This window comes from Streptomyces sp. NPDC016309 (assembly GCF_043077235.1).
Lineage (GTDB): Bacteria > Actinomycetota > Actinomycetes > Streptomycetales > Streptomycetaceae > Streptomyces.
The window spans coordinates 1-12,799 of the sequence record NZ_JBIBSG010000006.1 but is presented as its reverse complement, the minus strand read 5'-3'; the positions used below and the strand labels follow the sequence as shown (position 1 = coordinate 12,799).

Below are 12,799 nucleotides of genomic sequence, written 5' to 3'. Positions count from 1 at the left end.
CGGCGCAGCTCAGGGCCGTGCCGTGGGGAGCGCTTTCGCGCCATCCTCGGTCACCCGGGTGGCCCCGAAGTAGTCGGGTGTGTCGATCTTGTCGAACCGGATGACGGCCCCGGTGTACGGGGCGTTGATCATGTACCCGCCCCCGACGTAGAGCCCGACGTGGCGGATGGCGCGCGAATCGTTCAAGTCATCCGAGAAGAAAACCAGATCGCCCGGCAGCAGCTCCTCCCGCGAGGGGTGCGGACCGGCGTTGTACTGGTCGTTGGCGACGCGCGGCAGGTCGATGCCCACCGTACGGAACGCGGCCTGCGTCAGCCCCGAACAGTCGAACCGCCCCTGCTGCTCGGGCGTTCCGTTGCCGCCCCAGAGGTAGGGCGTGCCGAGCTTCTGCTGGGCGAAGTGGATCGCCCCGGCCGCCTGGCGCGAGGGTTCCACCCGGCCGACGGGCCGCGCGAAGCTGGTCTCCAGGGAGCGGATGATCCGGACGTAGTTCCGCGTCTCGCTGATGCCGGGCACCCCGCCGGCCTTTATCACCCGGTAGGCGCCGGCGTTGTAGGCGGCGAGCATGTTGTTGGTGCGGTCGCCGGGCACGTCCTTCACGTACCCGGCCAACTCGCAGTCGTAGGAGGCGGCGGACGGGATGGCGTCCGCCGGGTCCCACACGTCCCGGTCGCCGTCCTTGTCGCCGTCGATGCCGTGCCCGGCCCAGGTGCCGGGGATGAACTGGGCGATGCCCCGGGCGTCGGCGGGGCTGACCGCCCGGGGGTTCCACCCGCTCTCCTGGTAGAGCTGCGCGGCGAGCAGCGCGGGGTTGATGGCGGGGCACAGGTTGCCCCACTTCTGCACCAGCGGCTGGTACGCGGCGGGCACGGCGCCCTTGGCCAGCCCGACGGCCCCGTTGAGGGCGCCTCCGGCCCCGCCGAGGAGCCCCGCGGCGGCGGAGTACGTCCCGACGACCAGCAGCGCGACGAAGCTCAGGCACGCCCCGACGGACACCCCGGCGATCAGCCACGCCTTACGCACCGTCAACCACCCCTCGCCGTTTGGCAGTCCACCGAGCGACAGTGTAGGTGGCGGGTCCCCCTTTCAGGGGGTGATCCGGGCCGCTACGGCTTGCGCCCGACACCGCCGTACATGGCGACGTCGTCCGCCGGGGTGTCGGGGCGCCAGCGGGAGCAGGGGACGACGCCCGGGTCCAGCAGTTCCAGGCCGTCGAAGTAGCGGGTGACGGCCTCCGGGGAGCGCTGGGTGAGCCGGGGGGTGCCGTGCTCGTTCCAGAAGGCGACCGCCGCGTCGACGTCGGGCATCGACGGGTGGACGACCGTGTGGGACAGGACGAGGTGGCTGCCCGGCGCCAGGGCGTCCATGAGGCGGCGGACGACGTCGTACGACTCGGCGTCGTCCTCGATGAAGATGACGACGCCCAGCAGCATGAGGGCGACCGGCCGGTCCAGGTCCAGGGTCCTGGCGGCCGCCTCCAGGATGCCGTCGGCGTCCCGGAGGTCGGCGTCCAGGTAGTCGGTGCGGCCCTCGGGGGTGCCGACGAGGAGGGCGCGCGCGTGGGCGAGGACGAGCGGGTCGTTGTCGACGTAGACGACACGGGCGTCGGGGGTGACGCGCTGGGCGACCTCGTGGGTGTTGTCGGCGCTCGGCAGGCCGGTGCCGATGTCCAGGAACTGGCGGATGCCGGCGTCCCGGGCCAGGTGCCGCACGGCCCGTCCCAGGAAGAGGCGGTCGGCGCGTGCGTAGGCGCCGATCCCGGGGTGGAGCTCGCGGATCCGGTCGCCGGCTTCCCGGTCGACGGGGTAGTTGTCCTTGCCGCCGGTCCAGTAGTTCCAGATGCGGGCGGTGTGGGGGCGGCTGGTGTCGATCCTCGATTCGATGTCGGTCACGGCACCAACGTAGGACCAAAGCGCCTACGCGGCGGGCCGCTTGAGGATCTCCACGAGGCTGGACGCGCTGTCGGCGGCGTGGCCGGCGGCCATCCCGCGTCGGAAGACGCCGAGGACGGCGGCCGGGAGGGAGGTGTCGACGCCCGCGTCCCGGGCGGTGTGCAGGACGTGCTCGGCGCTGGCCGTGCCCATGGCCAGGCGGTCGACGTCGCCGGTGTGGTCGCCGGCGTCGACGCGGGGCGTGTAGAACTCCAGGAACCGCGTGAGGTCCAGGGCGTCGACGGCGAAGGGCAGGACGTCGGCGGCCTTCAGGCCGTGGGCGCCGGCCATGGCGAGGGTTTGCCAATAGCCCGTCAGGGCGGTCCAGAACATGGTCATGTTGAGCTGGTAGAGCAGCGCGGCGAGGCCCGGGTCCTCGCCCCGGTGGTCGGCGGCGGTGAGGACCTCCAGGGTGGCCCGGTGGGCGTCGAAGGCGGCGCGGGGGCCGCTGTAGAAGGTGGCCGAGGCCGGGTCGCCGATGCCGGAGGGCGGGGTGAGCACGCCGCCGGTGAGGTGGGTGGCGCCCCGTTCGGCGGCCCACGCCGCCGCGGCGCGCGCCTCGTCGGGGGTGGCGGAGCTCAGGTTCACCAGGACCCGTCCGGTGAACGCGGCGGGGTCGGCCCCGTCCAGGAGGGCGTGCATCGCCTCGTAGCCGGTCAGGCTCAGCACCACCAGCTCGGCGGCGGCGAGGGCCTCCTCCACGCCGGCGGCGAGGTGCGCGCCGCGTGCGACGAGGTCGTCGGCGCGGGAGGCGGTGCGGTTGTACACGGTGACCCGGTGGCCGCGGTCGAGGTAGGTGCTCGCCATGGCGTGGCCCATGGGGCCGAGGCCGATGACGGTGACGGGTGCGGTGGTGGTGCTGATCGTCCCGGTGGTGCCGGTGGTCATGCCGGTGGTGCCGTTCATGGAAGTCTCCCCGCTGTCTAGAACGAACGCTCTATCCAGAGCACGGCCGACCGTAGCACAGCTCTAGAACGAACGCTCTACTCAGCGGATCGGTAGGATCCCGTCATGCAGACCAGCACCCGCGACCGCATCGTCGTCGCCGCCGCCCGCCTCGTACAGCGGCAGGGATACGTCGGCACGGGCATCAAGCAGATCGCCAAGGAGGCCGACGCCACCCTCGGCTCCGTCTACCACTTCTTCCCCGGCGGCAAGGAAGCCGTGGCCGTCGCCGCCCTCCGGCACAGCGGCGAGGAGTTCGCGGCGATCCTGCGCCAGGCGCTGGACGGCGAGGACGACCCCGCCGCGGCGGTCGACGCCTGCGCCCGCCTCCTCGCCACCGCCCTGCGCGCCTCGGACTGGCTCGACGGCTGCCCGGTCACCGCCACCGCCCTCGAGACGCTCGGCACCGACTCGGAGATCCAGCGGGCGTGCGCCGACGCGCTGCGCGGCTGGCAGGACCTCGTCGCCGACAAGCTGCTCCGCTCCGGCCTCGACCGGACGGCCGCCCGCGAACTGGCCGGCACCGTCATCAGCACCCTGGAGGGCGCCGAGGTGACGGCCCAGGTCACCCGCAGCGAGGAGCCCCTGCTCCAGGCCGGCCGGCAGCTCGCGCGCCTGGTGGCCACGTACCGCTGAGCCGTAGCTCAACCGCCCCAAGAGTGCACAAACGACAGTCATTGCCCGAAGTCACCCCCCGTGATACACAGAGTGACGATACGCGTACCCGCATACATCCGATCCGCCGCCTTCGCAGGTCAGGGCGCCCGGACCGGTCGAAGCTGCGGTGATCGGGTAAAGAGACCAGCCAAGTCTGCGCACATGGGCGGTTTCATCAGCGAAGATAGTGCGGTGACCCGTGCCATGGGGCAGGGGCGTCGAACTACCCAACAGGGGCGGTGAGTTACATGTACCTGGCGGCCGAAAAAGGCGACATCACCACCATCATTGGCGGAATCGCCCCCAACTGGGGGCCCTTCGGGAGCCTGGGGAACGAGGCCCGCGTGATGATCGAGGTGGTGATGGCCGTGGCCATCCTGCTGTGCCTCGGCATCGCGATCTGGGGAGCGGCCAAGCAGCGCATCGGCGCGACCGCCCTCCGGGACACGTTCAGCGCCGAGCAGGGCAAGGGGCTGATCGTGGCCGGCCTGACCGGGGTCTTCATCATCGGATCGCTGGGAACGCTGTTCACCATCGTGTACGGGATGGCCGTCTGACCCCGTCAGCCGCTTCGCCCCGGCCCCGTCCTTGAGGGCGCGTCACCTGATGTCCAGTCACCATACAGATCAGCAACCGGTTGAGGGGGCGTACCCGTCATGAGCCTCGGCGACGAGCACGACGGCGCCAGCAGCACGGGAGGCGGTACGGGCCAGACCCGCACCCGCCTGCCCGACAGCGGCGCCGGCGACGTCCACGGCGGCGTCTACGGCGGTGCCCGCCGCCCGGCCCGCAACTCGCGGTCGCTGATCACGGTGGTGGGCGTGGTGGTGCTGCTGATCGCCGCCATCGCCTTCGCGAACCGCGGCGGTGGCGGCGACGACACCCCCTCGGACGCCTCCGCCCGGCGCGACGCCGCACCCACGGCCGCGACGGGCGTCAAACCGGTGGCCGGCAGGAACGGCACCGTCCCGGCGGGCTACGCCCACGACGAGCAGGGCGCCCAGAGCGCAGCGGCGAACTACGCGGTGGCGCTCGGTTCGGACGGGATGTACCAGGCGGAACGTCGTCAGTCGATCGTGAGCGCGGTCTACGCCCCCGATGTCGCCGCATCTCGTCAGGCCGACCTGGACAAGGTCTATTCGGACGAAAAGTTCCTCGCGAGCATCGGACTGAAAGCCGATGGAACCGCGCCAACCGGAATGACCTTCATCTCCCGGTTCAGCCCTATGGGGACGAAGGTCGAACGATTTCGCCCTGACACCGCGAGTGTGTCGGTCTGGTACTCCGCCCTCTTCGGGCTGGCCGGTGAAGGGTCGAAGAACCCGGTTACCGAAAGCTGGTACACCAATACGTTCGAGCTCAGGTGGGTCGGCGGCGACTGGAAGGTCACCGACTTCACGCAGAAGGATGGCCCCGTGCCGGTCGGGCGTGATCAAAGGGCGTCGAGTGCCGAGGAGATGGCGGACACCATTCAGCAGTTCGGAGGGTTCACCTATGCCCGCTAAGCGCCCTCCTCGTGCGCTCGCGCTCACAGCGCTGGCCGCAGGAATCCAGACCACTCTAGTCATGCTGGCCAGCCGTGCGGCCGCCGCCCCGACTCCCACCCCCAGCCCGAGTACGAGCAACGATCCTTGCGACCTCGTTCGGGGTCCGGCACGGGACTACTGCGACAACGGAGCACCCGGCGGTGCCGCCCGTTCCACCCCCAGCGGTCCCACAGACCCCACCACCGCGCTCGACCCCCTCGCCTCCCTGGCCCGGGGCTGCGGCGACGCCGCCGCGTGGATCGTGGGCAAGCTCAGTGAGGCCGTGAAGAACACCGCCGAGGTGGACTTCACCAACCCCAAGTTCCTCCAGCAGTACGCCGTCGTCTTCGCCGCCTCCACCGTCCTGACCCTCGTCCTGTGGCTCCTGGCCGTCGCCAAGCGCGCCATCCGGGGCGTACCGCTGGCGACGGCGATGTCGGAGGCCATCGGGTTCCTGTGGCTCACCGTCCTGGCGTCCGCGTTCACGCCGCTGATCCTCTACACCGTCGTCTCGGCGACCGACGGCGTCACGGAAGTGATCGCCGGCGCCGCGGGCGGGCAGACGGACACGTTCTTCGGGACGTTCGCCGAGGCGCTCAAGAAGGGCGACGGGATCGGCGGCGGGCCGATCATGCTGATCGTGGTCTCCCTGGTGTCGGTCCTCGCGGCCGGCATCCTCTGGCTGGAGCTCGTCATCCGGGCCGCCCTGCTCTACGTCGGCGCCCTGCTCGGCACCGTCGTCTACGCCGGACTGGTCGACAAGAACATGTGGGGGCACGTCCGCCGCTGGGCCGGGATCATGATCGCGGTGATCCTGGTGAAGCCCGTCATCGTCATCGTCCTCGGCCTCGCCGGGGCGCTGTCCGCCGACGACGGCCCCGACGCCTTCTCGGCCGTCGTCTCCGGGCTCGCCATCATCCTCCTGGCCATCTTCGCCTCCGCGATGATCTACCGCTTCGTCCCCGGCTTCGGCGACGAGATCGCCTCCGCCCGGACGAACCGCAAGCAGGCCACCGACGGCTCCCAGGCCGCCGCCGTCATCTCCTCCCCCGCCGCCCTCGTCTCCCAGGGCATCAAGACCCACAGCAGCCGGAGCCACCAGCACGGCGGCACGGGCGGCGGCGGCCGGCCCGCGAACGCGATGTCCGGCGGCGTCGCCGCCCACAGCTCCCGCAACCAGCCGCCCGGCGGCGGGAGCGGCGGCGGAAGCGGCGGCGGTGGCGGCGGATCCGTCCCCTCCGCCGCACCCCCGCCACGGAGCCCGGGCACCACCGGCACCCCGCACAGCCACCGTAAGAGCGGTTCAGGCACAGGCAGCACAGGCAGCACCGGAAACACAGGAGGTGGAGGGCGTTGACGACCCAGTCCCACCCGATCACGCCCCGCCGTACGTACCTCATCGGCCGGGCCCGGCCGAACGCGATCGTCGGCAAGAACCGTGAGACCGGCGAGATCGCACTGATCATCGTCGGCGCGTTCCTCGGCATGATGAGCGGGCTGCTGGTCCCCGTCCTGTCCCTGCGGATCGTGTCCCTCATGGGCTTCCCCATGCTCGCGCTCGCCGCCGTGTACGTCCCGTACAGGGGGCGCACCTTCTACAAGTGGTTCGAGATCAACCGCAGCTACAAGCGGGTCCTCCGCCAGGGCACCACCTACCGTTCCACCGCCATGGAGGCGGGCACCCGGCTCGACGGCCGCGAGATCGAGGTGGGCCCGCCGCCCGGCATCGGCCGCATCAACTGGCTCGCCGCGCCCTTCGGGCCCGACGAGATCGCCGTCCTCCTGCACGCCGACCGCCGCACCGTCACCGCCGCCATCGAGATCGAGGGCCCCGGCGTCGGCCTGCGCGACAGCGAGGACCAGGAAGCCCTGGTGGACCGTTTCGGCACCCTGCTCAAGCACGTGGCCAACGGCGACGGCTTCGTCACCCGCCTCCAGATGCTGGCCCGCACCCTCCCCGCCGACCCCGACGCCCACGCCAAGGACGTCGCCCAGCGCGGCGACCCGGGCGCCCCCGGCTGGCTCCGCGACTCCTACGAGCAGCTCCAGTCCATGGTGTCCACCTCCAGCGAGCAGCACCGCGCGTACCTGGTCGCCTGCATGCACTACACCCGTGAACTGGCCGCCGAGGCCCACACCATGGCCCGCGCCGCCCGCCAGGCCACCGGCGGCCGCAAGCTCGACAAGGACGCCGGCCTCGCGGTCGTGATGGCCCGTGAGCTCACCGACATCTGCGCCCGCCTCGCCGAGGCCGACATCCGCGTCCGCCAGCCGCTGGGCCAGTCCCGGCTCGCGTCCCTCGTGCACTCCATGTACGACCCGGACCACCCCATCGACCACATCCAGGCGATGACGAAACGAAACGCTTGGCCCGCCGAGCTGGACGCCGTCGAGCCGACGTACCTCCAGGCCAAGACCCGCGAGTCCTCGACCCGCGCCCCCTGGTGCCACGCCACCGCCTGGGTCAAGGAGTGGCCGATGACCCCCGTCGGGGTCAACTTCCTCGCGCCGCTCCTGGTCCACACCCCCGACGTCATCCGCACCGTCGCCGTCTGCATGGACCTGGAGCCCACCGAGGTCGCCATCGAGCGCATGCTGACGGAGAAGACCAACGACGAGGCGGAGGCCAGCCGCGCCGCCAAGATGAACCGCACCGTCGACCCGCGTGACATCGCCGCCCACGGCCGGCTCGACCAGCGGGGTGAAGATCTCGCCAGCGGCGCGGCGGGAGTGAACCTCGTCGGGTACATCACTGTGTCGTCCCGCACGCCCGAGGCCCTGGCCAGGGACAAGCGGACGATCAGGGCATCGGCCGGCAAGTCGTATCTGAAGCTGGAGTGGTGCGACCGCGAGCACCACCGGGCCTTTGTGAACACCTTGCCGTTCGCGACCGGCATCCGCCGTTAGGGGCGCCTGATTCTGATGCGAGATCCGCTGTCGGCCCTCACCGAGGCCTTCACCTCCTTCCTCTTCGGGAAGGTCGAGACGACCCGGCTTCCCGTCCGTACGTCGACCGGGCAGGCCCAGGCCGTCTACCTGCCGACCGCCGCGCCCGGCCTCGGCGACTCCGGCGTGATCATCGGGCGCGAGGTGTACAGCGGCAAGGGGTACATCTACGACCCGTTCCAGCTCTACGGCCAGCAGCTCCCGGCCCCCCACTGGCTGGTGCTCGGCGAGTCCGGCAACGGCAAGTCCGCGCTGGAGAAGACCTACGTGCTGCGCCAGCTCCGCTTCCGCGACCGCCAGGTCGTCGTCCTCGACGCGCAGGGCGAGGACGGGGTCGGCGAGTGGAACCTCATCGCCCAGGAGCTGGGGATAACTCCCATCCGCCTGGACCCGATGGCCGCGCTCGACGGCGGCATCCGGCTCAACCCCCTCGACCCGGCGATCACCACCACCGGTCAGCTCGCGCTGCTCCGGACGATCATCGAGGTCGCGATGGGGCACGGCCTGGACGAGCGGTCCGGCTTCGCGCTGAAGGTCGCGCACGCGTACGTGACCGAGACCATCACCGACCGCCAGCCGGTCCTGACCGACATCGTCGAGCAGCTACGCCACCCCGAGCCGGAGTCGGCGGCCGCGATGAACGTCGACATAGACGACGTACGGGCCTGGGGCCTGGACGTGGCGCTCGTCCTCGACCGGCTCGTCGACGGTGACCTGCGGGGCATGTTCGACGGGCCGACGACGGTCGGCATCGACCTGGACGCCCCGCTGATCGTCTTCGACCTCTCCCACATCGACCGCAACTCGATCGCCATGCCGATCCTGATGGCCATCGTCGGCGTGTGGCTGGAGCACACCTGGATCCGGCCGGACCGCAAGAAGCGCATCTTCCTGGTGGAGGAGGCCTGGCACATCATCAACAGCCCGTTCGTGGCCCAGCTCTTCCAACGGCTGCTGAAGTTCGGCCGGCGGCTCGGGCTGTCCTTCGTGGCGGTGGTGCACCACCTCAGCGACGTCGTGGACGGGGCGGCGGCCCGGGAGGCGGCGGCCATCCTGAAGATGGCGTCCACCCGGACCATCTACGCCCAGAAGGCCGACGAGGCGCGCGCCACCGGGCGGGTGCTCGGCCTGCCCCGGTGGGCGGTCGAGATCATCCCCACGCTGACGCCCGGTATCGCCGTGTGGGACGTCAACGGCAATGTGCAGGTGGTCAAACACCTGATCACCGAGGCGGAACGGCCGCTGGTGTACACCGACCGGGCGATGACGGAGTCGTCCGTACCCGATGACATCCAGGCCGCGGAATGGGAGGCGGAGCAGCGCGCGGCCCTCATCGAGCAGCAGATGAACGAGTCCTCACAGTCGACGGTGGCATGAGATGGAGCGCGGGCGCGGTCAGGAGCGCGGTGCCGAGCGGGGCATCCCGGACGGTCTGCTGGTGGGCCTGCTGGGGTTCCTGCTGGGCGTGACGCTGCTGGTGTGGACGGCGACCGGCCTGGCCGGGCTGTTCGCGCACGGGGCGTGGCCGGACGGGGTGACGTTCTCCCAGGCGCCCGCCGCGATACGGAGCCTGGTGTCCCGGCCCCAGGACCTCGCCGGGGCGTGGCCCGCCGCGCCGCCGGGCCAGTTGTCGGGGTACGGGCTGTTCTGGGGCCTGTTCATCGGCGCGCTGCTGGTGCTGGTGGTGCTGGCGGTCTTCGTGATCGGCACGCTGGCCCGCTGGCGCGCGGTCCGGGCGACGTCGAAGGCCACGGCCGTACGGAGGGGCCCGGCGCGCGTCCCGGCCGGGGGCCCGGCCACCGCCGGGGGCCCGGATCCGGCCACCGCCGGCGGCCCGTACGGCGCCCCGTCCGCGGCGGCCCGGGGCGCGGCGCCCGCGGCGGTCCAGCCCGATGGCGTGCGCCCGAACGCGCCCGTCACCGTCCCGCCGGCCGCGCACCTGCCGGGCCCCGCGCCCATGCCCCCAGACGCCTCGGCGCCCGCGCCCGCCGTTCCCGCCACGCCGGCCTCCACGGCCGCCGACACCGCCGCGCCGGCCGCCGGGGCGCCCACCTCTCCCGGGGCCCCCACCGCCCCCGTACCCGGCGCCGAGCCCCTACCGCGCCTCCTCCACGGAAACGCGGCCGCCCGCCGCCCCGTGGCCCGCCGGGCGGTCGAGGAGGCCGAGGGGCCCGTCCTGGTCGTCACCTCCGACCCGGACCTGTGGGCCGGCACCAAGGACGCCCGCGCCAAGCTCGGCCCCGTCCTGGTCTACGACCCCGGGCACCTGTGCGACACGCCCGCCCGCCTCCACTGGGCGCCCATCCAGGGCTGCGAGGACACCACCACGGCCGCCGCCCGTGCCGCCGCGCTCCTGGCGCCCGTGCGTCCCCGGGCCCGGATGGACGCCGCCGTCGCGGACACCGCCGAAACGCTCCTCCGCTGCTGGCTGCACGCGGCGGCCGTGGACGGGCGGCCCTTCAAGCAGGTCCAGCGCTGGGCGCAGAACAACGGCGCCCACGAACCCGTACGCATCCTCCGCACGCACCCCAAGGCCACCAACAGCCACGCCGGCCTGCTCGAATCGGCCCTCACGGCCTATCCGGAACGCCGGGAGGTCGCCCAGGAGTTGGCGGTACGGGCCCTGGCCTCGCTGTCCTCGGTCCACATCCGCGAGGCCTGCACACCGAATCGAACTGATTCGCTGGCACTGGAATCATTCATCGCCGAAACGGGCACCCTTTATGTGGTGGGTGAACCGATCGAGGACCCGAGGACCCACCCGGGCGCGATGCCCCTGCTGACCGCGCTCGCCTCAGACGTGGTCGAGCACGGCCGCCGCATGGCCGCACGGTCATCCGACGGTCGGCTCGACCCACCACTCACGCTCGTCCTCGACGACGTGGCCGCCGTGGCCCCGCTCCCGGCGCTCCCCGAGTTGCTCGACTCCGGTCAGGAACTGGGCCTGCCGGCCCATGTCCTGCTCCGTTCGGCCGAGCAGGGCCGCGCCCGCTGGCCGGACCGCCCGCTCACGCCGTGACGGGCCGCCGGAACTCGTACTCCACCTCACGCGCCCCGCTGGCATCACCCTTCACGGGCAGGCTCTCCCCGGTCGGCACGAACCCGGCCTTCTGGTAGAAGGACTCCGCCCGCCCGTTCCGCTCGTGCACGTGCAGCCGTACGCGCCGCACGGACCCGTCCCCCAACGACCACGACCAGTCCAGGGCCGCCCGGAACAGCGCGTCCGCCACGCCCTTGCCGCGCGCGCCGGGACGTACGAACACCCCCACCACATGCGTCTGGTCGGCCTCCGGCACCGCACCCAACAGGGTCTCCTCACCGGCCCGTTCCACCAGCACGGTCACCGTGCCGTCCCACGAGCCGTCCGGCGCCTCGGCCACGAACTGACGGGCGTCGGCGCTGCCCTCCGCCGCCCGGCCGGCCCACTGCTCCCAGTGCGCGTCGTCCCGGGCCGCCGCCGCCTCATAGGTGTCCAGGAAGGCCAGGGGCGCGAGGGGGTCCTGGAGGGCGTCGAGCCGGATGTCCCGAGCCTTGCGCCACTCGTCGGCGCGGACGGTTCGTATGCGGTGTTCCATGAGCTGATCCTGACGGGGCCGCCCGCCGTCGGCAACGCAATACACCTCACACCCGGTCCCCGCCCGAGGAGAGCCCGGCCGTCCACAACTCCGCCCGGACGCCGCCCCGCTGGGCCCCGCACGCCCCATCCGCCCTACGCGCCCAGGACCGCCCGGATCACGTGCCGCGCGTTGTCCGCCATCGCCGGGTTTCCGCGCCGGTAGTACGGGAGTGCCAGCAGCGCCTGCGAGAGCGTCCGGCCCCGGCCGCGCACCCAGGTCGCGTCGTCGACCCCCAGGTGCTTTCTGAAGACCTCCCGCGCGTCCGGAGGCAGCAGGTTCCAGGCCGGGAAGAGATCACAGGCCGGGTCCCCCACGCCCATGCAGCCGAAATCGATGACCGAGGCCAGCCTGCCGTCCCGCACCAGCAGGTTGCCCGGCATCAGGTCGGCGTGCAGCCACACGGGCGGCCCGTCCCATTCCGGCGCCCGCAGCGTCTCCTCCCAGAGGGCGGTCACCGCGTCGCAGTCGACGCCCTCCTCGGGTATCCCCCGCAGTTCCTCGATCGCCGCCCGCGTCGCCGCGTCCAGCGTCCCGACCGGCCCGCCGCGGTACGCCGCCGGCGCCCCGGACAAGGACACCTCGCGCATTCCGGCGACGAACCGCGCCAGGTCCTCCGCCAGCGGCCCGGGCTCCTCCAGCGCCCCGGCCACGGGGTTCTCCCCCTCCAGCCACCGGTACACCGACCACGCCCACGGGAACCCCTCGGCGGGCTCACCGGCTCCGAGCACCTCGGGGACGGCCGTGGGCAGCAGGGGCGCCAGTCGCGGCAGCCACTCCCGCTCCATCACCACGTCCTGGGCCCCGCCCTCCCGCAACGGCAGCCGTACGACCATGTCCGCCCCCAGCCGGTACACCGCGTTCACGGTGCCTCCGGACGCGAACCGCCGCACCGCCAGTCCCCGCCACTGCGGGAACTGTCCCTCGACCAGCCGGCGGACGAGATCTTCGTCGATCACTTCGAAATCCATGCCCGCCATCCGACCGGCGCCCGCCACCGGCCGTCAAACACTTATTGCACGGAATTCCGACCCCGTGAACGCAGAAAAGCCCCGCACCAGAAGGTGCGGGGCTTTCCCACAATGATTGTTCGGCGGCGTCCTACTCTCCCACAGGGTCCCCCCTGCAGTACCATCGGCGCTGAAAGGCTTAGCTTCCGGGTTCGGAATGTAACCGGGCG

General features: G+C 72.1%; 12 protein-coding genes and 1 rRNA gene. 7 read left to right on the top strand and 6 right to left on the bottom strand.

Going from position 1 to position 12,799, the window contains the following annotated elements:
- Window positions 1-9: 9 nt before the first annotated feature.
- The 3 genes from ACF068_RS16280 to ACF068_RS16270 all read right to left on the bottom strand — a co-directional run bounded on the left by ACF068_RS16280 (window position 10) and on the right by ACF068_RS16270 (window position 2,837).
- Window positions 10-1,023 carry an NlpC/P60 family protein gene (locus tag ACF068_RS16280; RefSeq protein ID WP_392275297.1) on the bottom strand — a complete coding sequence of 338 codons (1,014 nt, stop codon included), beginning with the start codon at window positions 1,021-1,023 and terminating at the stop codon, window positions 10-12.
- 83 nt (window positions 1,024-1,106) lie between these two features.
- Window positions 1,107-1,892, bottom strand: a complete 786-nt coding sequence (locus ACF068_RS16275; protein WP_392274894.1) for an SAM-dependent methyltransferase — start codon at window positions 1,890-1,892, stop codon at window positions 1,107-1,109.
- Between the two features lie 24 nt (window positions 1,893-1,916).
- Window positions 1,917-2,837: an NAD(P)-dependent oxidoreductase gene (locus ACF068_RS16270; RefSeq protein WP_392274893.1), complete on the bottom strand. Its 921-nt coding sequence runs from the start codon at window positions 2,835-2,837 to the stop codon at window positions 1,917-1,919.
- A gap of 105 nt (window positions 2,838-2,942) precedes the next feature.
- Between ACF068_RS16270 and ACF068_RS16265 the strand changes: the two genes are divergently transcribed.
- The 7 genes from ACF068_RS16265 to ACF068_RS16235 all read left to right on the top strand — a co-directional run bounded on the left by ACF068_RS16265 (window position 2,943) and on the right by ACF068_RS16235 (window position 11,024).
- A complete protein-coding gene (locus ACF068_RS16265; protein ID WP_392274892.1) occupies window positions 2,943-3,512 on the top strand; it encodes a TetR/AcrR family transcriptional regulator in 570 nt (189 codons plus the stop codon).
- A 269-nt stretch (window positions 3,513-3,781) separates the two neighbouring features.
- Window positions 3,782-4,090, top strand: a complete 309-nt coding sequence (locus ACF068_RS16260; RefSeq protein ID WP_017945892.1) for a hypothetical protein — start codon at window positions 3,782-3,784, stop codon at window positions 4,088-4,090.
- Between the two features lie 99 nt (window positions 4,091-4,189).
- Window positions 4,190-5,038 (top strand): hypothetical protein, encoded by an 849-nt coding sequence (locus tag ACF068_RS16255; RefSeq protein ID WP_392274891.1) that lies wholly within the window; start codon window positions 4,190-4,192, stop codon window positions 5,036-5,038.
- A 61-nt stretch (window positions 5,039-5,099) separates the two neighbouring features.
- Window positions 5,100-6,416: a hypothetical protein gene (locus ACF068_RS16250; RefSeq protein ID WP_392274890.1), complete on the top strand. Its 1,317-nt coding sequence runs from the start codon at window positions 5,100-5,102 to the stop codon at window positions 6,414-6,416.
- On the top strand, window positions 6,413-7,966 hold the full coding sequence (locus tag ACF068_RS16245) for an SCO6880 family protein (protein ID WP_392274889.1): 1,554 nt from the start codon (window positions 6,413-6,415) through the stop codon (window positions 7,964-7,966). Before ACF068_RS16250 ends, ACF068_RS16245 begins: the two co-directional genes overlap by 4 nt.
- A gap of 15 nt (window positions 7,967-7,981) precedes the next feature.
- Window positions 7,982-9,382: an ATP-binding protein gene (locus ACF068_RS16240; protein ID WP_392274888.1), complete on the top strand. Its 1,401-nt coding sequence runs from the start codon at window positions 7,982-7,984 to the stop codon at window positions 9,380-9,382.
- Window position 9,383: 1 nt separating this feature from the next.
- Window positions 9,384-11,024, top strand: coding sequence for a type VI secretion protein (locus tag ACF068_RS16235; RefSeq protein ID WP_392274887.1), 1,641 nt, complete (start codon window positions 9,384-9,386; stop codon window positions 11,022-11,024).
- Here the strand turns inward: ACF068_RS16235 and ACF068_RS16230 are convergent.
- The 3 genes from ACF068_RS16230 to rrf form a co-directional block, all read right to left on the bottom strand.
- The gene (locus ACF068_RS16230; RefSeq protein WP_392274886.1) at window positions 11,014-11,580 is read right to left on the bottom strand and encodes a GNAT family N-acetyltransferase; all 567 of its coding nucleotides are present in this window, start codon (window positions 11,578-11,580) and stop codon (window positions 11,014-11,016) included. The genes ACF068_RS16235 and ACF068_RS16230 overlap by 11 nt on opposite strands.
- A 134-nt stretch (window positions 11,581-11,714) precedes the next feature.
- A complete protein-coding gene (locus ACF068_RS16225) occupies window positions 11,715-12,590 on the bottom strand; it encodes an aminoglycoside phosphotransferase family protein (protein WP_392274885.1) in 876 nt (291 codons plus the stop codon).
- A gap of 117 nt (window positions 12,591-12,707) precedes the next feature.
- A 5S ribosomal RNA gene (gene rrf, locus ACF068_RS16220) occupies window positions 12,708-12,799 on the bottom strand; the annotation flags it as partial.